19 protein-coding genes are annotated in these 24,212 nt (G+C 63.5%); 16 read left to right on the top strand and 3 right to left on the bottom strand.

Annotated features, from left to right (window positions below):
* Positions 1 to 105 precede the first annotated feature (105 nt).
* From K323_RS0107005 to K323_RS0106970, 8 genes are all read left to right on the top strand, one after another.
* The gene (locus K323_RS0107005; RefSeq protein ID WP_022884577.1) at positions 106 to 2,055 is read left to right on the top strand and encodes a glycoside hydrolase family 127 protein; all 1,950 of its coding nucleotides are present in this window, start codon (positions 106 to 108) and stop codon (positions 2,053 to 2,055) included.
* 73 nt (positions 2,056 to 2,128) lie between these two features.
* Positions 2,129 to 3,823 (top strand): ABC transporter substrate-binding protein, encoded by a 1,695-nt coding sequence (locus tag K323_RS24730; RefSeq protein ID WP_022884576.1) that lies wholly within the window; start codon positions 2,129 to 2,131, stop codon positions 3,821 to 3,823.
* 6 nt (positions 3,824 to 3,829) lie between these two features.
* Entirely contained in the window at positions 3,830 to 4,789 is a 960-nt protein-coding gene (locus K323_RS0106995; RefSeq protein WP_022884575.1) for an ABC transporter permease, read from the top strand.
* Entirely contained in the window at positions 4,789 to 5,784 is a 996-nt protein-coding gene (locus K323_RS0106990) for an ABC transporter permease (RefSeq protein ID WP_022884574.1), read from the top strand. The genes K323_RS0106995 and K323_RS0106990 overlap by 1 nt, the downstream gene beginning before the upstream one ends.
* Positions 5,781 to 6,605 (top strand): ABC transporter ATP-binding protein, encoded by an 825-nt coding sequence (locus tag K323_RS24725; protein ID WP_022884573.1) that lies wholly within the window; start codon positions 5,781 to 5,783, stop codon positions 6,603 to 6,605. Before K323_RS0106990 ends, K323_RS24725 begins: the two co-directional genes overlap by 4 nt.
* Positions 6,602 to 7,501: an ABC transporter ATP-binding protein gene (locus K323_RS24720; protein ID WP_022884572.1), complete on the top strand. Its 900-nt coding sequence runs from the start codon at positions 6,602 to 6,604 to the stop codon at positions 7,499 to 7,501. Before K323_RS24725 ends, K323_RS24720 begins: the two co-directional genes overlap by 4 nt.
* Positions 7,498 to 8,820, top strand: coding sequence for an alpha/beta fold hydrolase (locus tag K323_RS0106975; protein ID WP_022884571.1), 1,323 nt, complete (start codon positions 7,498 to 7,500; stop codon positions 8,818 to 8,820). The genes K323_RS24720 and K323_RS0106975 overlap by 4 nt, the downstream gene beginning before the upstream one ends.
* Complete coding sequence (locus K323_RS0106970) at positions 8,817 to 10,280, top strand: aminopeptidase P N-terminal domain-containing protein (RefSeq protein WP_022884570.1); 1,464 nt, start codon at positions 8,817 to 8,819, stop codon at positions 10,278 to 10,280. The genes K323_RS0106975 and K323_RS0106970 overlap by 4 nt, the downstream gene beginning before the upstream one ends.
* 36 nt (positions 10,281 to 10,316) lie before the next feature.
* On the opposite strand, the gene K323_RS0106965 is transcribed toward K323_RS0106970, so the two are convergent.
* On the bottom strand, positions 10,317 to 11,327 hold the full coding sequence (locus K323_RS0106965) for a LacI family DNA-binding transcriptional regulator (RefSeq protein ID WP_022884569.1): 1,011 nt from the start codon (positions 11,325 to 11,327) through the stop codon (positions 10,317 to 10,319).
* A gap of 303 nt (positions 11,328 to 11,630) precedes the next feature.
* Between K323_RS0106965 and K323_RS0106960 the strand changes: the two genes are divergently transcribed.
* The 5 genes from K323_RS0106960 (at position 11,631) to K323_RS0106940 (ending at position 17,891) form a co-directional block, all read left to right on the top strand.
* Complete coding sequence (locus K323_RS0106960) at positions 11,631 to 13,496, top strand: glycoside hydrolase family 127 protein (protein WP_033372607.1); 1,866 nt, start codon at positions 11,631 to 11,633, stop codon at positions 13,494 to 13,496.
* 16 nt (positions 13,497 to 13,512) lie between these two features.
* Positions 13,513 to 14,811 carry an ABC transporter substrate-binding protein gene (locus tag K323_RS0106955; protein ID WP_022884567.1) on the top strand — a complete coding sequence of 433 codons (1,299 nt, stop codon included), beginning with the start codon at positions 13,513 to 13,515 and terminating at the stop codon, positions 14,809 to 14,811.
* Between the two features lie 93 nt (positions 14,812 to 14,904).
* The gene (locus K323_RS0106950; protein ID WP_022884566.1) at positions 14,905 to 15,819 is read left to right on the top strand and encodes a carbohydrate ABC transporter permease; all 915 of its coding nucleotides are present in this window, start codon (positions 14,905 to 14,907) and stop codon (positions 15,817 to 15,819) included.
* Positions 15,809 to 16,675, top strand: coding sequence for a carbohydrate ABC transporter permease (locus K323_RS0106945; protein WP_022884565.1), 867 nt, complete (start codon positions 15,809 to 15,811; stop codon positions 16,673 to 16,675). Before K323_RS0106950 ends, K323_RS0106945 begins: the two co-directional genes overlap by 11 nt.
* 25 nt (positions 16,676 to 16,700) lie before the next feature.
* Entirely contained in the window at positions 16,701 to 17,891 is a 1,191-nt protein-coding gene (locus tag K323_RS0106940) for a metal-dependent hydrolase family protein (RefSeq protein WP_033372604.1), read from the top strand.
* Positions 17,892 to 18,112: 221 nt separating this feature from the next.
* Here K323_RS0106940 and K323_RS0106935 read toward each other — a convergent pair whose 3' ends face one another.
* Complete coding sequence (locus K323_RS0106935) at positions 18,113 to 19,258, bottom strand: FAD-dependent oxidoreductase (RefSeq protein WP_022884563.1); 1,146 nt, start codon at positions 19,256 to 19,258, stop codon at positions 18,113 to 18,115.
* A gap of 2 nt (positions 19,259 to 19,260) precedes the next feature.
* Positions 19,261 to 20,007 (bottom strand): TetR/AcrR family transcriptional regulator, encoded by a 747-nt coding sequence (locus K323_RS24715; protein ID WP_022884562.1) that lies wholly within the window; start codon positions 20,005 to 20,007, stop codon positions 19,261 to 19,263.
* 119 nt (positions 20,008 to 20,126) lie between these two features.
* Between K323_RS24715 and K323_RS24710 the strand changes: the two genes are divergently transcribed.
* The 3 genes from K323_RS24710 (at position 20,127) to K323_RS0106915 (ending at position 24,187) form a co-directional block, all read left to right on the top strand.
* Complete coding sequence (locus tag K323_RS24710; RefSeq protein ID WP_022884561.1) at positions 20,127 to 21,539, top strand: MDR family MFS transporter; 1,413 nt, start codon at positions 20,127 to 20,129, stop codon at positions 21,537 to 21,539.
* Between the two features lie 101 nt (positions 21,540 to 21,640).
* Positions 21,641 to 22,738, top strand: coding sequence for a class I SAM-dependent methyltransferase (locus tag K323_RS0106920; protein WP_157509369.1), 1,098 nt, complete (start codon positions 21,641 to 21,643; stop codon positions 22,736 to 22,738).
* Between the two features lie 267 nt (positions 22,739 to 23,005).
* Entirely contained in the window at positions 23,006 to 24,187 is a 1,182-nt protein-coding gene (locus tag K323_RS0106915; RefSeq protein ID WP_022884559.1) for a branched-chain amino acid ABC transporter substrate-binding protein, read from the top strand.
* The last annotated feature ends 25 nt before the right edge of the window (positions 24,188 to 24,212 follow it).

Here is a 24,212-nt window from a genome sequence, read left to right as displayed (position 1 = left end):
TGAGTGTGCACATCTCGTAATGCGAATGTAATATGTCACCCATTACATTTGTGAACGGTCACAAGATAGTGTGATGTGTCACACCGTACAAGGGGATTGGTTCGGATGAACGACAGTGAAGTCAATATCAGCGGCGTCGTAGCAACGACTCTGCCCGCCGTCACCACGGGTTCCGGTCGGGTGCGACCGCTGCCCTCATCCGATGTGATCATCGCCGATGGAGTTTTGGCCGGGTGGCAGCAGCGCAACCGTGCCGCAACCGTTCCCCACACCATTCGGCAGCTGAGAGAGTCCGGCAACCTCGATAACTTGCGCACCATCGCCGAGTCCGGTGATGCGGCGTTCCGCGGCCGTTACCCGTTTCTCGACACCGATGTGTTCAAGACGCTGGAAGGGCTCGCCTATGAACTCGCTCGCCCCAGCGCGGATGAGGCCTCACGGGAGTTCTTTGAGGAGTCTGTTGCGCTCATCGAAGCCGCGCAGGCCGACGACGGCTATCTGAATTCCTACTTCCAGCACCCTGGTATCGTGAAGCAGCCATGGGAAGACCTGTCATGGGGACATGAGCTGTACAACCTCGGTCACCTCATCCAGGCCGCCGTTGCCGCGTCCAGGCAGCTCGGCGACAACCGGCTGCTCGATGTGGCTGTGCGTTTCGCGGACCTCGCCGTGGCGAAATTCGGACCCGGCGGCGAAGAAGAAGTGCCAGGGCACCCCGAGGTGGAGATGGCCCTCGTTGAGCTCTATCGCACCACCAGCGAGGCACGCTACCTGCAACTCGCGAAACTTTTCATCGACCGGCGGGGCCATGGAACCGTCGCACTGAGCGTCTTCCCCGCCGAGTACTTCCAGGACAACGCGCCTCTCCGCGAGCTCGACTCGGTCACCGGTCATGCCGTTCGGATGGTCTATCTCGCCGCGGGCGCAACCGATGTCGCCATTGAAGCGGGCGATGCCGAACTGCTCGCATCGGTCATCCGGCTGTGGGACGACATGGTGGAGACCAAGCTCTACGTGACCGGAGGCCTCGGCAGCCGTCACTCCGACGAAGCGATCGGCGACCGCTACGAGCTTCCGTCTGAGCGCTCATACAGCGAGACGTGCGCTGCGATCGGCACCATGCAGTGGGCCTGGCGACTGTTCATCGCTACCGGCGACGCGCACTATCTTGATGTCTTTGAGATCGTCCTGTTCAATGCCTACGCCGCCGGCCTGTCGGCAGACGGTTGTGCCTTCTTCTACGACAACCCATTGCAGCGCCGCCCAGACCACCAGCAGCGCACCGGTGCCGAACCCGATGGCGAGCTCCTGCGTCGCGCCTGGTTCGTGTGCCCCTGCTGCCCGCCGAACATCATCCGCTGGAATGCCGAACTGCAGGACTACTTCGCGGCGTCCGATGCCGACGCACTCTACCTCGCCCAGTACGGCGACGCATCGGTCACACACGACGGGCTCGAACTGGGCATCCGCACCAGCTACCCGCTGGACGGCGAGATCACGATTCACGTCGAAGCCTCCCCCGGCGACGAGCGCACGATCGCGCTGCGCGTCCCTGCCTGGTGCCACGGCGCATCCGTCACCGTCAACGGCACGCCGGCCGCGGATGCATCGGAAAACGGATGGCTGCGACTGACACGCTCATTCTCCGCCGGTGACCTGATCGTGCTCACGCTTCCGATGCCGGTTCGGGCGCACGGGTCGCATCCGCACCTGGACGCCACTCGCGGAACGCTGAGTATCGCCCGCGGCCCTGTCGTCTACAGCGCAGAGCAGCAGGACAACGAGTACGACCTCGATGACCTGGTCGTCGATCCTGCGTGGGTGAAGGCGGCAGAGCTCTCCAGCGCGCAACTGAGCGGAGATGCTCCGGAAACCGTGATCATCAGTGTGCCCGCTGCGGTTGACACACCCGGGCGCGCGCTCTATCCCGAACTCGCCGAGAGCGTCTCCGCGCCGAAGCCGGGGGAACCGACGACGACGGTCACCCTTGTGCCCTACTACCTGTGGGGAAACCGCGAGGCCCTCGCGATGCGCGTCTGGCTGCGACGTCCATAGCCTGTCCCCGCTTCACAGCCCTTCCCCGCTTCACCCACCGGGGCGTTCGCCCCACAACGAGAGAGAAGAATCCATGAAGAAGCGCTACGCGGTGCTGGGCATAGCCCTCACTGCAGCCCTTGCCCTGACCGGATGCACCGCCGGTGGGTCCACAGCCCAGAACGGGAACGGCGTCAGCGGTGAACCCGTAAAAGGTGGCACACTCCACGTGCTCCAGAACGCCGACTTCTCCCACCTCGACCCCACCATGGGCTTCGACGGCGGGGTCAACAACATGTACCGGCTGATTTATCGCACGCTCACTACCCAGTCCACCGGCGAGGGAGCCGAGGGCACGGAGATGGTGCCTGACCTCGCGACCGACCTCGGCACGCCGAATGCGGATGCCACAGAGTGGACGTTCACTCTCAAGGACGACATCTTCTTCGAAGACGGCTCACCGATCACGAGCGCCGACGTGAAGTTCGGCGTCGAGCGCGCGTTCGACCCTGCGTTGGCCATCGGTTCTCCCTATGCGCGCATTCTCCTGGCCGGCGCCGACGACTACCAGGGGCCATACATCTCCGGTGACATGCCGGCCATCCAGACGCCAGACGACAAGACCATCGTCTTCTCCCTGAGCAAGCCGTTCGCGGACTTCGCCAGCGCCGTCGGCCAGAACGTGTTCGTCCCATTCCCGGCGGACGGCGACGTCACCGCCACCAGCGTCGACCAGCAGCCGATCGCCTCCGGCCCGTACCGGGTCGAGAGCTACCAGCGCGGTTCTGAACTGGTGCTGGTGCGGAACGAGCACTGGGACCCCAAGACCGACGAGGTGCGCAAGGCATACCCGGACTCCTTCGTGTGGACCTTCGGGCTCGACAGCTCAACTGTCGATGAGCGCATGATCGCCGGCCAGGGCGACGACAAGGACGCGATCGCCGGCTCGGTGCAGGCAGCGTCCATCCCCCGCATCCAGACCGATGAGATCAAGGAACGCACGATCTCCGGCATCCAGGGGTGCACCACATACCTCGGCCTGAACACGACAAAAGAGGTCATGAGCGACCCGCTCGTTCGGCAGGCGATCAGCTACGCCGTCGACAAGGTTTCTGTGCAGTCCGGAACAGGCGGAACGCTTCTGGCCGACGTCGCGAACACCATGTTGCCGCCGACAGTGGCCGGACAGACGGAGTTCAACCTGTACCAGAGCGACGACGACAAGGGCGACCCAGAGAAGGCCAAGTCGCTCCTCACGGAAGCCGGGTACCCGGACGGGATCGAATTCACCATGGACATCCGTAACCAGCCGAAGATGCAGGCGCAGGCGGAGGCCGTTCAGCAGTCGCTGGCCAAGGCCGGGATCACCGTGAACTTCAACTTGATCGACACTTCCACTTACTACGAGGTCATCGGCACCACGACGCAGCAGAACGATGCTGCCATCACCGGCTGGTGCCCAGACTGGGCGACCGGTGCCACGTTCCTTCCGCCGCTCTTCGAGGGAAGCCAGATCTACGAGAAGGGCAACTCGAACATCGCCCAGCTGAACGATCCGGGTGTCAACTCGCGCATCACTGAGATCAATGCGATGACGGATGTCGACGAAGCGAACAAGGCATGGGGCGCACTCGACGAGCAGATCCTGGAACTCGCTCCCGCGGTTCCGCTCCTGTTCGAGAAGACCGTCATGGTCGTCGGTTCCAACATCGCCGGGGCGTATTCGCACGCTGGATTCTCCGGCGGCATCGACTACGTCTCAGTCGGCCTCGCGAGCGTTCCGGAGTAATACCTGATGTCGACGGCTCCCAGTCAGCTGGCCATCGAGGTCGACACGGTGGGAGCGTCGCCTGGCGGCGGCGCTCCCACCCCGGCCCGACGCGTCATCTCCACCCTCCGCCGCTCCCCGGCGGTTGTCCTCAGTGTCGCGTACATCGTGGCCGTCGTGCTGCTGGCGGCACTTGCGCCGGTGCTGGCGAGCATCACGGGCTGGGGGCCGTACACATACGACCCAGAAGCAATCAACGCCGATCTCGGCGGCATCCCGATCGGGCCGCTCGGCGGAATCAGTGCAGAGCACTGGTTCGGGGTCGAGCCGCAGAACGGCCGGGACATCTTCGCGCGGATTGCGCAGGGCGCCCAGGTCTCCCTGCTCATCGCCGTCTCAGCCACCCTGGTGACCACCGTCGTCGGCGTCGTGCTCGGAATGGTCGCCGGTTTCTACGGCGGCTGGGCCGACCAGGTGATCTCCCGCGTCATGGACTTCCTGATGGCGTTTCCAGCACTGATCTTCATGATCGCCCTGCTTTCGGCACTGCCGGCAGGGAACAGGCCGGCGTTGCTGGTCATCGTGCTCAGCATCTTCGGCTGGCCATACGTCGCCAGGGTCATCCGCGGACAGACGATGTCGCTGAAGAACCGCGAGTTCGTCGAAGCCGCACGAGCCAGCGGCGCAGGCAACTGGCGGATCGTCTCCCGAGAGGTTCTCCCGAACCTCCGGGGGACCATTATCGTCCTGGCCACACTCGCCGTGCCCGGCTACATCGGCACAGAAGCCGGACTCTCCTTCCTCGGTGTCGGTGTCATGCCGCCGACACCGTCCTGGGGTCAGATGATCGCGAGTGCGGTCGGCTGGTACACGGTCGATCCGATGTTCTTCCTGATTCCGGGAACCTTCCTCTTCCTCACCGTGCTTTCGTTCACCGTCTTCGGCGATCACCTCCAGAAGGCACTCGACGCGGGAGATGCCGCCTGATGGTCCTCTACCTGTTGCGCCGGATCCTGTCGGCCCTCGGCATCCTGCTCCTCATCAGCCTGTTCACCTACGCCATCTTCTTCCTGCTCTCGCCTGACCCGGCTGTGCTGATCTGCGGCAAGACCTGCACGCCGGAGAGGATCGACCAGATTCGCGGTCAGCTCGGTCTCGACCAGCCGTTCTGGGTGCAGTACTGGGAGTTCTTGCGCGGTCTCGTCGCCGGCCGCAGTTACGGCGATGGTCCATCGGCGATCGACTGTGCCGCGCCCTGCCTCGGTTTCAGCTTCCAGACCAACGAGTCGGTCACGAACATGATCACCAGCCGGTTCCCAGTGAGCGCGACGCTCGCCATCGGTGCCGCTGTGCTGTGGTTGCTCGCCGGAATCGGCGGCGGTCTGCTCTCCGCTGTGAAGCAGGGAACCTGGTGGGATCGCGGCGCGATGATGGTCGCGCTCGGCGGCATAAGCCTGCCGAACTACTTCGTCGCCCTGATCCTGCAGTACGTGCTTGTGGTGCAACTGCAGATCCTGCCCTTCCCGACCGCGGTGGAGTTCGGCGAGAATCCGCTGTTGTGGTTCCAGTCCTACCTCATGCCGTGGCTGGTGCTCGCGTTCGCCTATGCATCCATGTACGCCAGGCTGGTGCGCACGAATGTGATCGACACCCTCGGCGAGAACTTCATGCGGACCGCCCGGGCGAAAGGACTGGCCGCTCCGTTGATCCTCAGGAGGCACGCGCTCCGGCCGGCGCTCACCCCTGTCGTGACGCTGTTCGGGATGGACTTCGCCGGTCTCCTCGGAGGTGCTCTGATCACCGAGACCGTCTTCGGGCTGAACGGAGTCGGAAAGCTTGCAGCGGACTCGATCGCCAAGAACGACCAGCCGGTCATCATGGGAGTCACCCTGCTTGCTGCGCTCTTCGTCGTCTTCGGGAACGTGATCGTTGACATCCTGTACACGGTTCTCGATCCGAGAGTGAGGGTCACATCGCGATGAACACCACACCACTGCTTGAAATCGAACATCTGACGATCACTTTTCCGACCGGAAGCGGCCCGGTTGACGTCGTCAGGGACCTCTCTGCCGTACTCGACGCCAACAGAACGCTCGGTGTCGTCGGCGAGTCAGGTTCCGGGAAGTCGATGACCTCGCTCGCCATCATGGGACTGCTCCCCTCGACCGCCAGGGTGAGCGGCAGCATCCGTTTGAACGGCCAGGAACTGGTCGGAAAGACCGATCGCGAGTTTCGAACCATCAGGGGAGAGAAGGTGGCGATGGTCTTCCAGGACCCGTTGTCGTCGTTGAACCCGTACTACACGGTCGGCCTGCAGATCGAAGAGGCGTATCGGTCGCACCGTGGCGGCTCACGGCGGGCGGCCCGTGCGGTTGTGCTTGACGCTCTCGAACGGGTGCGGATCAAGGATGCCGCCAGGCGGATCGACCACTACCCGCACCAGTTCTCCGGTGGAATGCGGCAGCGCATCATGATCGCGATGGCGCTGTGCCTCGAGCCAGAACTCCTCATCGCCGATGAGCCGACGACCGCGCTCGATGTGACGGTGCAGGCCCAGATCCTCGACCTCCTCGCCGAGCTCCAGCAGGAGACCGGCTCCGGGATGATCTTCATCACACACGACCTGGCCGTCGTGAGCCAGGTCGCTGAAGACATCCTGGTAATGAAGGACGGTGACGTCGTCGAGCGGGGCACGGCCGAACAGATCTTCAGCAACCCGCAGGCCGCATACACCAGGTCGCTTCTGGACGCTTTGCCGAGGATCGACGATCCGTTCGAGGAACTGAGGGGGACGGCGCGATGAGCGACACCATTCTTTCCGGCCACAACCTGACCAAGGAATTCATCACCAGGGGCGACGGCGCCTTCAGCGCGAGCAAGAATCGCTTCCGTGCCGTCGACGACGTGAGTTTCGATGTTCAGGCCGGCCGGACCCTGGCCATCGTTGGGGAGTCTGGATGCGGAAAATCCACGACGGCACGCCTCGCATCGAAACTGCTTGACATGACCAGCGGAACCCTTCGGTTCGAGGGAGAGGATGTCACCATCGCCGGCGCGAAGGAACTGGCCAGATTCCGGAGCAACGTGCAGGTCGTGTTCCAGGATCCGTTCTCGTCGTTGAATCCCCGGCACACCGTCGAGCGCATCATCTCTGCGCCGCTGGACTACCAGGGCATCAAGGTTCCGCGTGGAAGGGCGGCGCTCGTGCGCGAACTTCTCGAGCGCGTCGGCCTGAATCCAGACCACTCCCAGCGTTACCCGGGCCAGTTCTCCGGCGGCCAGGCGCAACGGATCGGGATCGCGCGCGCCCTTGCCGTCAAACCGAAGCTCGTTGTCTGCGATGAAGCCGTTTCTGCACTGGATGTTTCTGTGCAGGCGATCGTGATCAACTTGCTCAGGGACCTTCAAGCCGATCTCGGTCTCAGCTACATCTTCATTGCCCACGACCTCGCGGTGGTTCGGCAGATCGCAGACCGCGTGGCCGTGATGAGCCAGGGGAAGCTGGTCGAGCAGGGCGACCGCGACGAGATCTTCACCAATCCGCAACATGAGTACACCAAGACCCTGCTGGCCGCTGTGCCGAGGATCAACCCAGAGTGGGAACGGGCGCGGGCCGCGAGAATGGCCGAGGGCACGCACCCAGACCAGGACGTCACGCCACGCGCACGCGCCACGACAGACGACGGAGGACAGGCATGATCACCGCACGCTACACGGTGCCAGGAATGTACATCATCGATCACGAGGTGGATGTTCCGCTCGACTGGTTCGACGACGTTTCGACAAAGAGCATCACCGTCTTCGCCCGCGAGATCGTCGACCCGATTAAGAAGGGCGATGAGCTTCCCTGCCTGGTCTACCTCCAGGGTGGGCCAGGAGGGAAGGGACCGCGGCCGACGGAGGCGAACGGATGGCTCGGGCAGGCCCTGAAGACGCACCGGGTCGTGTTGCTCGACCAGCGCGGCACCGGCCGGAGCTCACGCATCGACGGACGGCTGATCGCCTCCATCGGAGACGATGCTACGGCCGCCGAGTACCTGAAGCACTTCAGGGCTGACTCGATCGTCGCAGACGCCGAACATCTGCGACGCACTGTCTTCGGCGACAGACCGTGGTCGACACTCGGCCAGAGTTACGGCGGCTTTCTGACCCTCAGCTACCTTTCCCGTGCACCTGAGGGCCTGGCCGCTTGCTATGTCACCGGGGGACTCGCCAGCGTCTGGCCTGACGCGAGCGAGGTGTATCGCCGCACCTATCCGAGAACGGAAGCGAAGAATCGCGAGTTCTATGCCAGGTACCCGCACGACGAGGCACAGGTCGGACGCATCGCCGATCGGCTGGCTGATGGCGATGTGCTCCTGCCAGACGGCGACATCCTCACCGTTCGCCGATTGCAGAGCCTCGGCATCGACTTCGGCATGAAACCGGGCTTCGAGCGGATGCACTGGCTGGTCGACGAGGCATTCGCCACAGGTCCAGACGAACTCAGTGACGCGTTCCTGGGCCAGGTGCTCGCGCGCAGCTCGTACGCGGACAACCCCCTTTTCGCCGTGATGCAGGAGAGCATCTACAGCTCTAATGAGACGGGTGCAACGAACTGGGCAGCGGAACGTGAACGAATCCTTCGGCCGCAGTTCGCTGAAACTGCGAGGCCGCTGCTGTTCACCGGCGAAATGATGTACCCCTGGATGTTCGAGGAGATCCGAGCCCTCAGGCCGTTCCGCGGAGCGGTAGAGCAGCTCGCCAGGGAGACGGAGTGGAGTGCTCTCTACGACCTCGACAAGCTGGCTTCCAATGAGGTGCCGGTCGCCGCGGCGGTCTACTACGACGACATGTACGTCGACGCGCACCTGCAGCTGGACACCGCACGGCACGTCGGCAACACCCAGGCCTGGGTGACCAACGAATACGAGCACGACGGGATCGGATCCGATCGGGTCTTCGCCAGGCTGGTCGAACTCGTGGCACAGAACGGCGGCCCGCGACGCGGCTCGCAAGAGAATGGAGCAGCACAGTGACAGACACCCAGCAGCACCAGGCGGCATCCGCCTCCTCGATGCCGGCTCCGGCCGCGCCAGACCCGCGCCTGCCGCGCCTGACCGAGGTGGCCGGGTTTGTCGAATACATGGGCACTGGGTGGGCAATTCCAGATCGCACGGCACCGGTCGAGCCGGGGGCGGCGGCCGCCGCGGCGGCGCACCGGGAGCGGTTGAGCGCTGCCTGGCCGAATCAGACGATCATCGTCCTGGCAGGCCGTGCCCCGGTGCGCGCGAACGACAGCTTCTACGGGTTCCGCCCAGACAGCAATTTCTTCTGGCTGACCGGATGCGACGCGGAGGATGCCGTTGTGGTGCTCCACCCGACGACCGGCGGTCATGACACGACGGTCTACCTGCCCGCTCCCGCATACCCTGGCGACCGCGGGTTCTTCGCCGACGCGGCACACGGTGAGTTGTGGGTCGGGTCTGCACCGGGAATGACAGAGTGGTCGACCGCACTCGAGGTGCCGGTGAAGCCACTCACGGACCTCGCCGGTGACCTCCGGACCGTGAGCGAGCCTGTGCTCGCCGGACAGGGCGGGTCAGGTCACGAAGCCGTGCGGGGCATCCGTTTCTCAACGGAACTCGTCAGAACGCTTGCCGAACTGCGCATGGTGAAAGACGAGTGGGAGATCGACGAACTGCGGCGTGCGGTCGACGCGACGGTGGGCGGTTTTGCCAGTGTGCTGCGGGAGATCCCGGCGGCCATCTCGGGCGGCGGTGAGCGCTGGCTGCAGGGCACATTCGACCGGCACGCGCGCACGTTCGGCAACGGTCCCGGCTACTCGACGATCGTGGGCAGCGGTGCACACGCGCCGACTCTGCACTGGGTGCGGTGCGATGGCCCAGTGCTGGAGAGCGAGGTGCTGTTGCTCGACATGGGGGTTGAGACGCGGGCTTTCTACACGGCGGATGTCACGCGCACGTTCCCGGCGTCCGGCACGTTCAGCGCGGCGCAGCGCCAGGTGCACGACCTCGTGGAGAAGTCGCACCTGGCTGGTCTGGATGCCGTTCGGCCGGGACGGAATTTCTCGGACTTCCACGGTGCGGCGATGGAAGTCATCGCGAATGGGCTGCACGACTGGGGCCTGCTTCCGGTCTCGGTCGACGAGGCGTTGAGCCCCACCGGTCAGCAGCATCGGCGGTACCTGGTCTGCGGTATCGGGCATCACCTTGGGCTCGATGTGCACGATTGTGCGCAGTCCAGTTACGAGGCGTACCAGGGTGGCGCGATGACGCCGGGGATGGTGCTCACCGTCGAGCCCGGCCTCTACTTCCACGCGTTCGACGAGACGGTGCCGCCCGAGTTGCGTGGCATCGGTGTGCGGATCGAGGACGACATCCTGGTCACTCCGACCGGGTCAGAGGTGCTCTCGGATGCCATGCCGATCGACGCGGTCGGTCTCGAACGCTGGATGGCCGAGCAGCAGTCCGCCTGATTGACCTCAGAGCCTGGAGCCAGAGGGAGGGTTGCTTCAGCTGTCCGCCATCGTTGAACCGCGCACGACCAGCCGGCAGAGGAGGTGCTTGATTCCGGCATCGGCGACTTCGCCTTCGAAGGATGCGAACAGGGTGCGCGCTGCGAGGCGACCCATGTATTCGAGGTTCATATCGACGCTGGTGATGCCTGGTTGGGTCTCGGCGGTGATGAGTGTCCAGTTGTCGAACCCCATCAGCGCCACGTCGTCCGGCACTGAGCGACCGCGTGCGCGTAAGGCATCGAGTGCCCCGCGCGCAATCTGGTCTGAGTCGCAGAGTACGGCGTCAATCTCAGTCGTCGAGCCCAGAAGGAGCGAGGTCGCTGAGCGACCCCAGCGCTCCGTCCATTCGCCGTAGCCGGGTTCGTTGATGATCTGCAGCCCTGCCTCGTTCATCGCCTCAGTGATTCCCTGCGCCCGGTCCGCCGACGCCTGATTGTCGATCTCGCCCCTGACGTGGGCGATCCGCTTTCTCCCGGTGGTGATGAGATGACGTGCAGCGATTCGACCGGCTTCGACGTTATCCGGCGTCAGAGAGATGTCTGCAGGGTCATCGGACGGCGTGTAGACGTAGATGACGGGAATTCCCAATTGGCGACCGAGTGAGGGGCGCGCGTCTGTGCGACTGCCGACGACCAGGAGCCCGTCGATCTGACGACTCAACAGCGTGTTGATGTGTCGCTGCTCACGGATGGCATCTCCCCGGGCATCGCACAACACCACAGATACTTCTCCCGCCCCTAAAGCGTCTTCTGCGCCCATCAGTACCGGAAGACTGAAGCGGCCCTCGAGGTCGCTCGTCAACAGGCCGACAGTGCCGGACCGTCCACGCGAGAGGCTGCGCGCTATCGAATTGTGGCTGAAGGATAGCTCTCGAGCGGTGGCAGCCACCCGGAGCCGCGTCTCCTCTTTCACCTCGGCTCGACCATTCAGTGCCTTCGAGGCTGTCGCCAGCGAGACTCCGGCCGCCGAGGCGACATCGCTGAGAGTCACCGCTTTCCTGGCCATTTGCACTCCGCTTTCAGTCCGCTATCTGCGCCATGACGACTCTATACCGCCCCACCTCGAAAACTTATCTCAAAGTATTGAAAGCGGTTTCGGAGTGCGCTACAGTATTTCGAGATGCACCGCGGCACCAGCTCACTCTGTGATATGTCACGCGGTACATACCATGAATCGCCGATCACATATGCACATCACGGGGAGAGCCGGCAGTTGACGACCATCACAACGAGCAATGACTTCACGAGCCTCGACGGACCAATCGCGCCGCCGCGGCTTGCTCGAGTTATACCGGCTGGCCGTAACGCCGTGAAGCTCGGAGCAGGACTCCTCGGTGACTGGTCGAGGCGAAATCGCGAGACCACCATTCCGCACGGTATCGCGATGCTTCGCGAATCGGGGGTCCTTGCCAACTTCCAGCGGCTGATCGGAGAGACAGACGCGCAATTCCGCGGTCCGCTGTTTGCCGACTCCGACCTGTACAAGATGCTCGAGGCCATCGCCTGGGAGTTGGGACACGAGGACGATGTCGAACTCCGCCGCTTCTTCATGGAATCGGTGGAACTGCTCGAACGCGCGCAACGCGACGACGGATATCTCAACACGGCGTTCCAGCGCGGCGAACGCGAACCGTGGAGCGACTTCATTCACGGTCACGAGCTCTACTGTCTCGGCCACCTCATCCAGGCAGCGATCGCGGCCAACCGGACGATCGGCGATGCGCGCTTGCTGGCTGTTGCCCTCAAGTACGTCGATCTTGTCATCAACCTCTTCGGAGCCGCAGAATCCGATGCCTACTGCGGACATCCGGAGATCGAGACCGCTCTCGTCGAGCTGTATCGACTGACCGCCGACCGACGCCACCTCGATCTGGCGAGTGCCTTCATCGACCGCAGGGGCAGCGGATTCATCGGCGCAGGCATCTATGGTTCCCAGTACTACCAGGACGATGCGCCAGTCAGAAGCACAGCGACCCTGCGCGGCCACGCCGTTCGCGCCCTCTACCTCAATACCGGTGTCGCGGACCTCTATCTGGAGACCGGAGACAGGAGCCTGCTCGAAGCGCTGCAACGTCAGTGGGACGACCTGACCACGCGCCGCCTGTACATTACCGGCGGCACCGGCGCGCGGCATCGCGATGAGGCCTTCGGTGACGGTTACGAACTGCCAAGCGAACGGGCGTATGCGGAAACCTGCGCGGGGATCGCCCTGATGACGTGGGCGTGGCGCATGTATCTGATATCCGGACACGCTCGTTACCTCGACACCTTTGAGACGACGATGTACAACCTGCTCGCAGCCGGAATCAGTCTGAACGGGACCGAGTTCTTCTACACGAATCCGCTGCAGCGACGGCCAGACCACGGCGCAACTCAGGAAGAAGCGTCCGGCGCCAGACAGCCATGGTTTTACTGCGCGTGCTGCCCGCCGAACATCATGCGCACATTCGCATCCATCGAGAACTACGCGGTAACCACCGTGACCGATCGCGATGAGCTGCAGATCGGGCTCTTCACGCACGCCGCCATCTGCAGCACACTGTCGAGCGGTGTGACGACCGAGCTCACCGTCGCCACCGACTACCCGGAACGCGGCGCGATTCGCATCGACGTAACGCGCGGTGCAGGGTTAGACGCGATCCTGTCCCTTCGCGTTCCCGCCTGGTGCGCAGACTTCGAGGTTTCCGTCAACAACACTGTCCTGACAGTGGAACCCGAGGAGGGCTGGATCCGATTGCCAGGAGCGCTGGCTGAGGGAACGGTGGTCGAGCTCCAACTGGGCCTGGAACCGAAGTTCGTCCGCGGCCACCCGCGGGCGGACGGCATCCGCGGATCCGTGGCGATCCTGCGCGGCCCGACGGTGTACTGCCTGGACCAGTCGGACAATGCGGTCGATATCGACTCAGTTGAGGCGCTCCTGCCCGCATCTGTGCACGAGTCCGCGGAGCATTCTGACAGCCCGGTTGTCGGGCCGAAGCTCATAGTGCAAGCGGGCGTTGATCAGCGCGCCCCGGACCAGATTCCGCTCTACGCATCGATTGGCGACGCACAGAATGAGGACCGGCAGGTTGCCGAAGTGGTGCTTCGCCCCTACGCGACGTGGGGGAACACGGAAACAGTCAGCGGAATGCGGGTATGGATTCCCTATGCCCAGCGTCATGAAACACATCAATAAAGGAGGCAGATCAACAATGCTACGCATCAACAGAACACGGCTGTCCAGCAGTGTCGCACTCGGCATCGCAGCCGTCTCGGTACTCGGGCTGAGCGCCTGCGCGACGGAAGAATCGGCCTCAGGGCCGGTTGAGTTGACGGTGTGGAGTCGGTCGGACGGAGAGCTTTATCTGACCGCACTGGCAGAGGAGTACAACAAGACCCACGAGGACATCCAGGTGAAGCCGGTGATCATCCCGAACCACGACTACCAGTCGAAGCTCGGGAATGCGATCGGCTCCGGCGACGCCCCGGATGTCGCGGCCCTCGATGACGTGCTTGCCCCGTACTTTGCCTCAAAAGGTGCCTTCGTCGACATCACCGACCGAGTCGGAGAACTCCCGTACAGCGATGACCTCAACGAAGCACAACAGTCGCAGGGAGTCGTCGACGGCAAGACGTACACCGTCCCGTTCACTTCGGACAACTCGGTGATGTTCTACAACAAGAATCTCTTTGCTCAGGCAGGCCTCGACCCGGAGAAGGCGCCAGAAACTTGGCAGGAGTTCGCCGACGCGGCAAACGCCATCGGAAAGCTCGGCCCCGATTACACCGGGTACCATTTCTCGGCCGGTTGCGGCGGGTGCACGGTCTTCACCTTCGCACCACTCGTATGGGCTGCCGGCGGAGACATTCTCGCCTCGGGCGAGAATGAGTCCAACCCTCCGGCCACCTTCGACGATCCGATCGTCGCGGAAGCAGTCGAGCTCCTGAACGGCATGTATCTGAACGGCGGCCTGACCACGCAAAGCCAGGTCGACGACGGATCGAACTATGGTGGATCTTTCGAGTCTGGGCAGTTGGGAATCGTCTTCTCTGGTTCCTTCTACCTGACACAGTTGGGAACAACACCCCCTGACTTCGACTTTGGAGTTGCACCCATTCCCGGCAAGACCGCCGGGGACATCGCCTCCTTTGCAGGTGGGGACGTACTCGGCATTCCAGAGGGTTCCGGTCATGTCGATGAGGCGTGGGAGTTTCTGACCTGGGCCACCGGTGATGAAGCGCAGACGGCTCTCGCCGAGCAGGGAATCACCCCAGTGCGCACAGACCTACTCGAATCGGTCTACTCGTCCAAGGGGCCACAGTTCGCCGCCCTTTCCGAAGCTGCGATGAACGGGAAGGTCCCGTACAGCATCCAGGAACTCGCGCTCTTCAACGATGCCAACGGTCCGCTGGTCGGATTGATGCAGAACGGAGTTTTCGGGGACGATGTCCCAGCCGCTATCGACGCGGCTCAGAAGACGGCCGACGGAATAGTCGCGAACGCGGGATAGCCAACCCTCGACAACACGGATGGCGAGGCGGCAACTCGTCGGCTCGCCATCCGTCGCTGATTCCTCGCATCATCAATTCAATGTGGAGCAGAAATGTCAGTAGACGCAGTCCCGATCAGACGATCGAGGCGTCGAAGGAGCGACTCGTGGATCGGTGTTGCTTCGATCAGCCCGGCCATTCTCCTGATCACCGTGCTGTTTGTCGTGCCGTTGGTGCTGATGCTGTGGATGAGCCTCAACAACTGGTCGTTCCTCGGCAAGCCCACCTTCATCGGGCTGGAAAACTACGTGCGGGCATTCACGACGGACACCACATTCGTGAACTCCATCGTCTTCACCCTCGTCTACACCGTGATCATCACGCCGATTCTCTTCGTCGGTGGGCTCGCCCTTGCGCTCTTCGTGAAGCGACCTGGGAAGGCGAGTGGGCTATTCAGAACGATCTTCTTCACGCCATATGTCGTTGGATTCGCGGCTGCCAGCTTCCTGTGGCTCTGGTTCGTTAATGACTCGGTCGGCCCGATAAGCGCAGCGACCAGCGCATTCGGTATCGACCTCGACCAAACGTCGTGGCTTGTGGAGAAATGGCCTGGCCTGGTTGTCGTGATCACCATGGTGACGTGGAAGGTCATCGGCTTCCAGATGATCCTGCTGTTGTCCGGGCTCCAGGGCGTTCCAGAGGAACTACTCGAGGCGGCGGCGATCGACGGTGCAGGGTGGTTCCGTCGGCTCTTCAGCGTCATCCTTCCACTCATGAAACCCACCGTGATCATGGTGCTGGTGTTCTCGATCAGCGGGTCACTTCTGGCGTTCGAGCAATTCTTCCTGATCACCACCGGCAGGCCGAACAACGAAACGATCACGGCTGTCTATTGGATCTACAACGTGTCATTCACCAAGTTCGAGCTTGGTTATGGTGCCGCGCTCTCTGTCGTGATGCTCGTGCTGCTCTTGGTCGTGACGGCGATCCAACTCAAATTCTTGAAAGGCCGGAGTGATGAAGACTGAGCCGCTGAGTTCACGCCGTCTCCGCCGGAAGCCATTCGTCTCGGTGTGGTGGTGGGTAACGGGAATCGTCCTCTCCTCGTTGTTCCTGATCCCCCTGGTGACGATGCTGCTGTCCACCTTCAAGTCCCGCACTGAACTCGGCATGAAGCCGCCGACTCTGTTGCCGCGAGAGCTGACACTTGACAATTGGCAACGACTCTTCGATCCGAGTGCCGGGCTGATCCAGAGCACGATGAACAGCGCCATAGTGTCGCTTGGCACCGTGGCGCTCACTGTTGTTGTGTCGGCGCTGGCCGGATATGGATTCGGGCGGTTCAGGTTTCGAGGGAGCGGCGTGCTCTTCTTCGTCGTCCTCGCCGGACTGATGGTGCCGTTTACCGTGCTGCTGACGCCTCTCCTCGTGGTTTTGAGGGGAATGGGACTCAGCAACAACCTGTTCGGGGTGATGCTCGTCTACACCGTGTACCAGCTCCCCTTCTGTATCTTCATCATGCGAAATGCCTTCTCCGGCATACCGAACGAGATCGAAGAAGCTGCGCTGATGGATGGCTGCACCAGGGTCGGTGTCTTCCGTCGAATATTCATCCCGCTCGTCATACCCGGCATCGTCACCTCCGCGATATTCGCGTTCCTGAACTCGTGGAACGAATTTCTGGCGGCGCTTGTGCTCCTGACAGACCAGGAGAAGTTCACCCTTCCGATCATGCTCGCCGTCCGCCAAGTCGGAAAGTTCGGTACCGTCGACTGGGGATTGCTTGATACCGGAATCGTGGTGTCGATGATCCCGTGTCTGCTGATCTTTTTCCTTCTTCAGCGCTACTACGTCAGCGGCATTTTCAGCGGCGCGGCGAAGTAGAACCACCCCACCGATGGGAGCCACGATGAACCAACAGGACATCACCATCACCAATGCCGTGATCTGGGATGGCGTGACCGGTGTCAACGCGGGCGGAATCAGGATCGTTGACGGGCGGATTGCCGAGGTCGGGGCCGACGTGTCAGCCGGCCAGTTCGACTTCGATGCGGCCGGCAGGACCGTCGTGCCTGGGCTGATCGATGCCCACTTCCACGCATACGCGACCAACCTGCACGGCTCCGACGTGTCGCTGAGCTTTGCGGCGCTCACTGCGGCCAGGCGACTGCGGTCTGCCCTCGAGCGGGGATTCACCACTCTGCGTGACGTCGCCGGCGGCGACTCAGGTCTCGCACGCGCCATCGACCAGGGAGTGATCGAAGCGCCTCGGTATTTCTACACCGGTGCCGCGCTCAGCCAGACGGGCGGGCACGGTGACCCTCGATCGGCTGATGACCAAGGAGGGCCGATTACCGACGGTTGGACCACGGTCATAGCCGACGGAGAGTACGAGGTGCGAAAGGCGGTGCGCGAACGCTTTCGTCAGGGAGCACACGCCATCAAGTTGATGACCTCCGGTGGAGTCATCAGCCTTACGGATCCGATCCGAGTTCCGCAGTACTCGTCAGGAGAAATTCGAGTTGCGGTGGAAGAGGCAACGCGGAGAGGCAGCTATGTCGCGGCACACGCGTATTCACCAGAGGCGATCGTGCACTCCGTTGAGAACGGGATCAGGTCCATCGAGCACGGCAACCTGCTGGACGCGGAATCGGCAAAGCTCATGGCCGAACGGCGCGCGTTCCTGGTGCCAACGCTCGCCGCTTATCACGCGATGGAGGAGCATGGTTCAGCACTGGGCCTTGACCCGGTCTCGCAGGAGAAGAATCGAAGTGTCTTGGCGGCGGGGGCTCATTCACTCGGAATCGCCAGATCTGCCGGAGTGCAGGTCGGCTTCGGAAGCGATCTGATGGGTGAGTTGGAAGAGCATCAGCTTCAGGGTCTCAGGCTTCAGATCGAGGCCGATGGCGTCGAGAATGTTCTGCGGTCCGCGACCAGCGTCAACGCCGCCCTGATCGGCAGGAGCGACATCGGACGAATCGCGGTGGGTGCTTTCGGTGACCTCCTGATCGTGGATGGTGACCCTTTCGCGGATCCTTCGACACTCTGGGACGAAAGCCGCGATCGCATCGTCATTCACGGCGGGCGAATCGTCTCCTGACCGAGGACGCTTTGCGATCCGCGAAGCGCCACACGAATCGCTTTTCAGACAGCGGTCACGGTTGAGTCAAGGCGTTGGATAGCGCCCGAGTCCTCGGCCGAGCTTGGCGAGCCTTTGAGCAATCGCGACACCGACGCGAAGAGCGCAGACGGTGGACCGTCGGCGCTCTTCGCGTGCGTGGAACACTCGGCCGGTAGATCGCTCCGGCCAGGGCGGAGGCTCTAGGCCGCCTCGGGGGCCTGGGCGAACATGCCGAGCAGGCCCTGCGGTGCGTCGGGAGCGAAGATGAGCTCGAGGTTCGCGGCCGACCCGGCTGCGGACTCGGTCGCACGGGGGAACATCTCGGCCTCATAGGCTCCGAGTGCGGCTTCGACGTCTCCAGGGTGCGCGACGATGGCGAGCGCGAGCTGGGAAGCGTCGTAAATCGCCAGGTTCGCACCCTCGCCCCCGAACGGAGACATCACATGCGCGGCGTCGCCGAGCAGCGTGACACCCGGTACCCGATCCCAAGAGTGTCCAACAGGGAGGGCGTTGATCGGCCGTACGGTCAGCTGGCCGTCGGCGTTGCCGATCAGGCCACGGATGGCGTCGTCCCAGCCGCCCATCAGGTCGAGCAGGAGCGCTTTGAGCGCAGTGGTGTCGGCGAGGTCGACGCGGTTGACCCAGTCCTCGTCGATGCGGTACCCGAGGTAGGTGTGCAGGCTGCCGTCACCCTCGTGGTGCGCGATAACGCCGATGTCCCCGTCGAGCGCGAACAGCAACCCGTCGCCGACGATGGCGGCTTCTGCGGGGTGCTTGGACAGGGCGTCGCGCAGGTCGGCCTCGATGAACGAGATGCCTGAGTATGCCGGCAATGCTGCAGAGACCAGCGGGCGCACGTGCGACCACGCTCCGTCTGCGCCGATGAGCAGGTCGGTCGTGAACCGGGTGCCGTCGGCCAGCTCGACCTCGTGGCGACCCGGATGGCCTGCCACCGGATGGACCGCAGTGGCCCTGCTGCCCCAGTTCACTGTGCCGTCTGGAAGCGAGTCGAGCAGGAGGTTCCTGAGCAGGCCGCGGTCGATCTCTGGCCGCTCCATTTCGCCGTCGTCCGGCGCCTCGAGCAAGACCGTGCCTGTGCGGTCGGCGATGCGCAACGCTTCGGCCCCCGGGGTCACGCCGGCCAGGAACTCGTCGTACAGTTCGGCTGCACGGATGGCCAGCTGGCCACTGTCGGCATGGATGTCGAGCATGCCGCCCTGCGTGCGGGCCTGGCGATTGGGCTCATTCTCGAAGATCTTCGCTTCGATGCCGTTGACGTGCAGTACGCGGGCGGCGGTCAATCCGCCGAGTCCGCCGCCGATGATTGCAATCGGGTAGTGCTTCATGATTACTCCTTATTAGTTGGTGGTTCTGGTTCTGGTTCTGGTTCTGGTTCTGGTTCTGGTTGAGGTAGTGGTTGAGGTGTTGCAGCGATGCCGGCGATCTGCGCTCTGACCGCCCATTGCCAGCGCTGGTCAGGCGTACCGCCGAGCAAGCTGTCTGCGTGCTCATTGATGTGCGGTGTGCTGACGCCGCCGGCGCCGCGGACCGCCTGGCCCTGTGCGCTGTGCTCGATTTCGGCCGAGCCATCGACGTCGCCCGGTTCGGACGCAGCGTGCTCCGCAGCAGTTGCGGTGGTGGACAGGAGCAGCAGATTCACTCCCCAGCTCGCCTGCCCGGCATTGACGCCACCCTCGATGAGTAGTCCGAGTAAGCGGTCCACCATGGCGATGAAGTTCTCGCCGGCGGGTCGAATGACGAGCACGGAACGGGCGAGCCCCGGGTTGGCGAACAAGAGCCCCCGGTAGTCGGTGAGCAGCGCTTCGATTCGCTCGTCCCAAGCGCCCTCTGTTCGCTGAGGAAGCTCGCCGAGGAGCGCGTCGAGGACCGCCCCGTGCAGCTCGGCCGTGTTACGGACGTAGACGTACAGCGATGCCGGACCGGTGTCCAGCTCGTGCGCGACCCGCCGCATGGTGGCTTTGCCGAGGCCCTCCTTGCGCATGATCTCGATGGTGGTGTCGACGATCCACTGGCGAGACAGTGGCGGCTTGGCCGGACGATCGCGACGACTTCTGGGTACAGGTTGATTAGTCATGATTCATGCTAACGATCGTGTTTGCCACGAACGAGATCGTTTGATCGTGGACTCCATCTGATTCTCTTCCTAGGAACATGTTCGTTCAAGAACTCGTACACCAGGCCGGGAGGCAAAAAATGACCACAGAGACACCACCGCGAACAACCCCGAACGTGCGCCTCCCCATGTTGGGAGTGCTGTTCGGCCTCCTGCTCGCGATGCTGGACAACTTCATCGTCGGCACGGCCCTGCCCTCCGTGCTGAACGAGCTGGGAGGCGCGCCCGTGTTGTCGTGGGTCGTCACCGCGTACACCCTGACCGCAGCCGCGACCACGCCCATTTGGGGAAAGCTCGGCGACCTCTACGGTCGCAAGCGAATGATCCTCACTGCCGTGGGGCTCTTCGTCGTCGGCTCTGTTCTGGCAGCGATCGCGCCAACGATGGGAATGCTCATCGGCGCGCGAGTCGTGCAGGGGATCGGTGCAGGAGGGCTCGCCGTCAGTGCCTTCGCCGTCATCGGCGACCTGGTTCCCCCGCGTGAGCGCGGTAAGTACCAGGGCATGGTCGCGATAGTCGTCGCGGCGGGCACCATCGGCGGTCCTTTGCTCGGCGGCTTCCTCACCGATGCCCTGAGCTGGCGTTGGGCGTTCCTGATCAATCTTCCGCTGGGGATCCTGACCTTGGTGTGGGTGGCGCTCTCGCTGCACGTCAAGCACGAGCGGCGGCGCGCGCGGATCGACTGGATCGGGGCGATGCTGCTCGTCGTGAGCCTGAGCGCCGTCGTGTTGATCAGCACGTGGGCGGGCAGTGCGTTCCCCTGGTTTTCACCACAGGCCATCGCGCTCGTCGTCGTTGCCGTCGTCAGCCTTGCCGCGTTCGTCTGGCAGGAGCGCCGCGCTCCAGAACCCCTGCTGCCCCTCCGTATCTTCGCCACGCGCAACTTCACGATGGCGGCGGTCCTCGCCCTCGTCAGTGGAGTCATCCTCTTCGCCTGTGTGCTGTACCTCCCGCTGTTCCAGCAGAACGTGCAGGGGGTCTCGGCGAGCGTGTCTGGCCTGCTGCTGCTCCCGATGATGATCCCGGTGGTCATCGCATCGCAGGTCGCCGGCCGGATCATGTCGGTGACCGGCCGCTACAAGATCCTCCCGATCATCGGCACGGCGAGCGCGGTGCTGGGCTCGGTGCTGCTCGCCACCATGACCACGACGACGCCGGTAGCGCTCACCGCGTGCTTCATGGTCCTGATGGGCATCGCGTCCGGGCTGACGCAGCAGATGACGACGACCATCGCGCAGAACAGCGTCGAGCATCGGGACATCGGCGCGGCGTCTGGAGCGGTCACCATGGTCCGCACAGCAGGCGGCTCCATTGCCGTTGCGATCTTCGGGTCGATCTATGCCGCGCACACCTCCGGTCTGGCGACCGGCGCCCTGGAGCCCGGGATCGCGGCGTCGGTCAGCCAGATCTTCGTCATCGTCGCCGTCGTCGCCGCGCTCGGTCTCGCTGCGGCGCTCACCCTTCGCGAGACCCCGCTCCGCGGCACCCGCTGACACGGCCCCCGGTGGCTCACTCCTCCACCGCTGCAGTCGTTGTGGCGTCTGTCAACCGGCGCGGGGTGGTGCGGTGGACGGCACGCGAGCATGATGAGAGCGTGACGAGCGACGAAGAGGTCAGCGGCGTGATGGCCGGGGACGGATATTACGACCGGCACTCGGCGACACAGCAGGGCGCCGCTGTCATCGGGCTCGATCTGCTGCGCACAGCGATTGCAGAATCAGATCGTGGAGCGATGGAATCACCGAAGATCGCCGACCTCGGCTGCGCTCAAGGGCACAACTCGCTCGCGCCCATGAAGGCCGCCATCGGGGCCGTTCGCCGACGCACGACCGCCGACATCGACATCGTGCACACCGATCTGCCCGGCAACGACTGGACCAGTCTGTTCGAAGTGATTGAGCACGATCCTGCGAGTTACATGGTCGGCCACAAGAACGACGTGCACCCGTCGGTGATCGGGCGTTCGTTCTATAAGGAACTCTTCGCACCGGCCACCCTGACGGCCGCGTGGTCCTCGTCGTCCTTGCACTGGCTGAGCGCCTCGCCTGGGCCTGTCGCCGATAACTTCTTCGTACAGTCATCGACCGATCACGTCGCGATCGAACGATACCGTTCCCGCTCTGTGACGGACTGGACCGACTTCCTGGCCCGCCGATCCGTCGAACTCGCGCCAACGGCATCCGTCGTCTTCGTCGATGTGCTCATGGGTGATGCGCGGGGCGGCGTGGCTGGAACCATGGGCTCAGAGGCGCTCTTCGACACTCTCGAACAGGCGCTGCGAGCAGCGCGCTCGGCCGGAACCATCACAGCGGAGGAATACGCCGCCATGGTCTACCCGACCTGGTTCAGATCCCTTGACGAAGTGCGTGCGCCATTCGCTCCCGCGTTCACCGGGCCAGGAGGGGAAACTCTGCAGCTCGTCACGCTCGAACCGACCACGCTCGCCGACCCTTTCCTGGCCGCGTACGACACCTCCGGCGACGCGGGGGCGTATGCACGGCAACAGGCGGGGTTCCTCCGGGGTTTCCTCGAGCCCAGCTTCGGAACCGCACTGCCGAGGCGGACGGCCCCGCAGCGCACGGCCATCCTGGACGCAGTCTTCGCCGACGCCGAGCGGCGGATCGCGGCCGACCCGCGCGCCGTTTCGCCGACGTACAAACTGGCTGCCGGCCGCATCCGCCGAGCCGCCTGACACCGAAACGCGTCCCCGGATTCGGTTAATCCCGCACGCCCGCACGCTGAAGCCCCGGACGGGTGTGAGACCCAGCCTGTCGACCGCCGTTTAACCGAATCCGGGGACAGTGCGCGACTCAGTAACGACTCGGTCACGACGATTGACCGCCTGGCTGTGGCATGTCATATTGTACTGAGCGGGCATCATGGGCCGCGAGTAGACACCGCTCGCAGCAGGATGCACTGTAGTACTACCCGGTTGTCACCATCAAAGGAGAGGCAGACAATGAAGATCACCAAGCGCAGCACGATGCTGTTAGGAGTCGCTACGGCGGTACTCCTGGCCACCGCCGGATGCAGCGGTGGGCTACTCGGCGGGGGCGGCGACGGTGGCGATGGAGGCGGCGAAGAGTCCGGCCCGATCAAACTCGCTCTGGTCGTTCCGATCTCCGGAAGCAGCGCCCCGACCGGCGCCTACATGGAGAACGGCGCCCAGCTGGCCGTTGACGAGATCAACGATGACGGCGGCATTCTCGACGGTCGCATGCTCGAACTCGACGTCGAAGACGAGGCGTGCGACGCACAGCAGTCCGTTGCCGGTGCGAACAAGGCCGTCTCCAACGGCGCGGTCGTCTCTGTCGGTGGCTACTGCTCTGGTGCGACCCTGCCAGAGATCCCGATCTTCGAGAAGGCCAATATCCCGATGATCATCCCGGCGGCCAACTCACAGGACATCGTGAACCAGGGCGCAAAGAACGTCTTCATGATCAACGGCACGGGCAAGCAGCAGTCCACCGCCGCGCTGACCTTCATGAAGGACCAGGGCTTCAAGACCGTCGCCCTCGTTGACGACAACACCAGCTACTCGAAGGACATCAACACCGAGACGGCAAAGCAAATCGAGGAAGACGGGTCAGTCACCGTCGCCCTCAGCACCTCTGTGACCCCCGGCGAGAGCGACTACTCCGCTGTCGTGCGTGACATCATGGGCGCCAACCCTGAGCTCGTCTACTGGACTGGTTACTACCAGGAAGGCGGCCTCATCATCAACCAGCTGATGAACGCCGGCTACACCGGAAAGATCATGGTCGCCGACGGCAGCGTCGACGCGTCGCTCTCCGAAATCGCGGGAGCAGGCGCAGAGGGCGTGTACGCCACGATGACCCAGACCCCAGACACTCTCGAGGGCGCTGAGGACTGGATCGCCAACTACAAAGAGGCATTCGGCTCAGACCCCGGCCCGTACTCGACCCAGTCCTACGACGCCGTGCGCCTCGCGGCCCAGGCGATCGAAGACGCCGGCAGCACAGACGGCGACGCGATCATCAAGGCGCTCGAGGCCATCGACGGTTTCGAGATGTTCTCCGGTCCGCTGAAGTTCACCCCGGAGCACACCCTCTCCAGCGGTGGATTTGTGATCCTGGTCGTCAAGGACGGCGCGTTCGTTCTTGAAGACGATCTGTCGTAGGTTCTGAATCGCACAGTTCCTGAAA

Origin of the sequence: Glaciibacter superstes DSM 21135 (genome assembly GCF_000421145.1) — a bacterium.
GTDB lineage: Bacteria > Actinomycetota > Actinomycetes > Actinomycetales > Microbacteriaceae > Cryobacterium > Cryobacterium superstes.
The sequence above is the reverse complement of the archived record's forward strand: the minus strand, read 5'-3'. Positions and strand labels throughout refer to the sequence as shown.

Bases quoted from the DNA above. Each gene is read 5' to 3' on its own strand.
- K323_RS0106935 (WP_022884563.1), bottom strand. From the start codon at position 19,258: ATGAAGCACTACCCGATTGCAATCATCGGCGGCGGACTCGGCGGATTG.
- K323_RS0106945 (WP_022884565.1), top strand. From the start codon at position 15,809: ATGAAGACTGAGCCGCTGAGTTCACGCCGTCTCCGCCGGAAGCCATTC.
- K323_RS0106950 (WP_022884566.1), top strand. From the start codon at position 14,905: ATGTCAGTAGACGCAGTCCCGATCAGACGATCGAGGCGTCGAAGGAGC.
- K323_RS0106965 (WP_022884569.1), bottom strand. From the start codon at position 11,327: ATGGCCAGGAAAGCGGTGACTCTCAGCGATGTCGCCTCGGCGGCCGGA.
- K323_RS0106990 (WP_022884574.1), top strand. From the start codon at position 4,789: ATGGTCCTCTACCTGTTGCGCCGGATCCTGTCGGCCCTCGGCATCCTG.
- K323_RS0106955 (WP_022884567.1), top strand. From the start codon at position 13,513: ATGCTACGCATCAACAGAACACGGCTGTCCAGCAGTGTCGCACTCGGC.
- K323_RS24710 (WP_022884561.1), top strand. From the start codon at position 20,127: ATGACCACAGAGACACCACCGCGAACAACCCCGAACGTGCGCCTCCCC.
- K323_RS24715 (WP_022884562.1), bottom strand. From the start codon at position 20,007: ATGACTAATCAACCTGTACCCAGAAGTCGTCGCGATCGTCCGGCCAAG.
- K323_RS0106915 (WP_022884559.1), top strand. From the start codon at position 23,006: ATGAAGATCACCAAGCGCAGCACGATGCTGTTAGGAGTCGCTACGGCG.
- K323_RS24720 (WP_022884572.1), top strand. From the start codon at position 6,602: ATGAGCGACACCATTCTTTCCGGCCACAACCTGACCAAGGAATTCATC.
- K323_RS0106975 (WP_022884571.1), top strand. From the start codon at position 7,498: ATGATCACCGCACGCTACACGGTGCCAGGAATGTACATCATCGATCAC.
- K323_RS24730 (WP_022884576.1), top strand. From the start codon at position 2,129: ATGAAGAAGCGCTACGCGGTGCTGGGCATAGCCCTCACTGCAGCCCTT.
- K323_RS0107005 (WP_022884577.1), top strand. From the start codon at position 106: ATGAACGACAGTGAAGTCAATATCAGCGGCGTCGTAGCAACGACTCTG.
- K323_RS24725 (WP_022884573.1), top strand. From the start codon at position 5,781: ATGAACACCACACCACTGCTTGAAATCGAACATCTGACGATCACTTTT.
- K323_RS0106995 (WP_022884575.1), top strand. From the start codon at position 3,830: ATGTCGACGGCTCCCAGTCAGCTGGCCATCGAGGTCGACACGGTGGGA.
- K323_RS0106940 (WP_033372604.1), top strand. From the start codon at position 16,701: ATGAACCAACAGGACATCACCATCACCAATGCCGTGATCTGGGATGGC.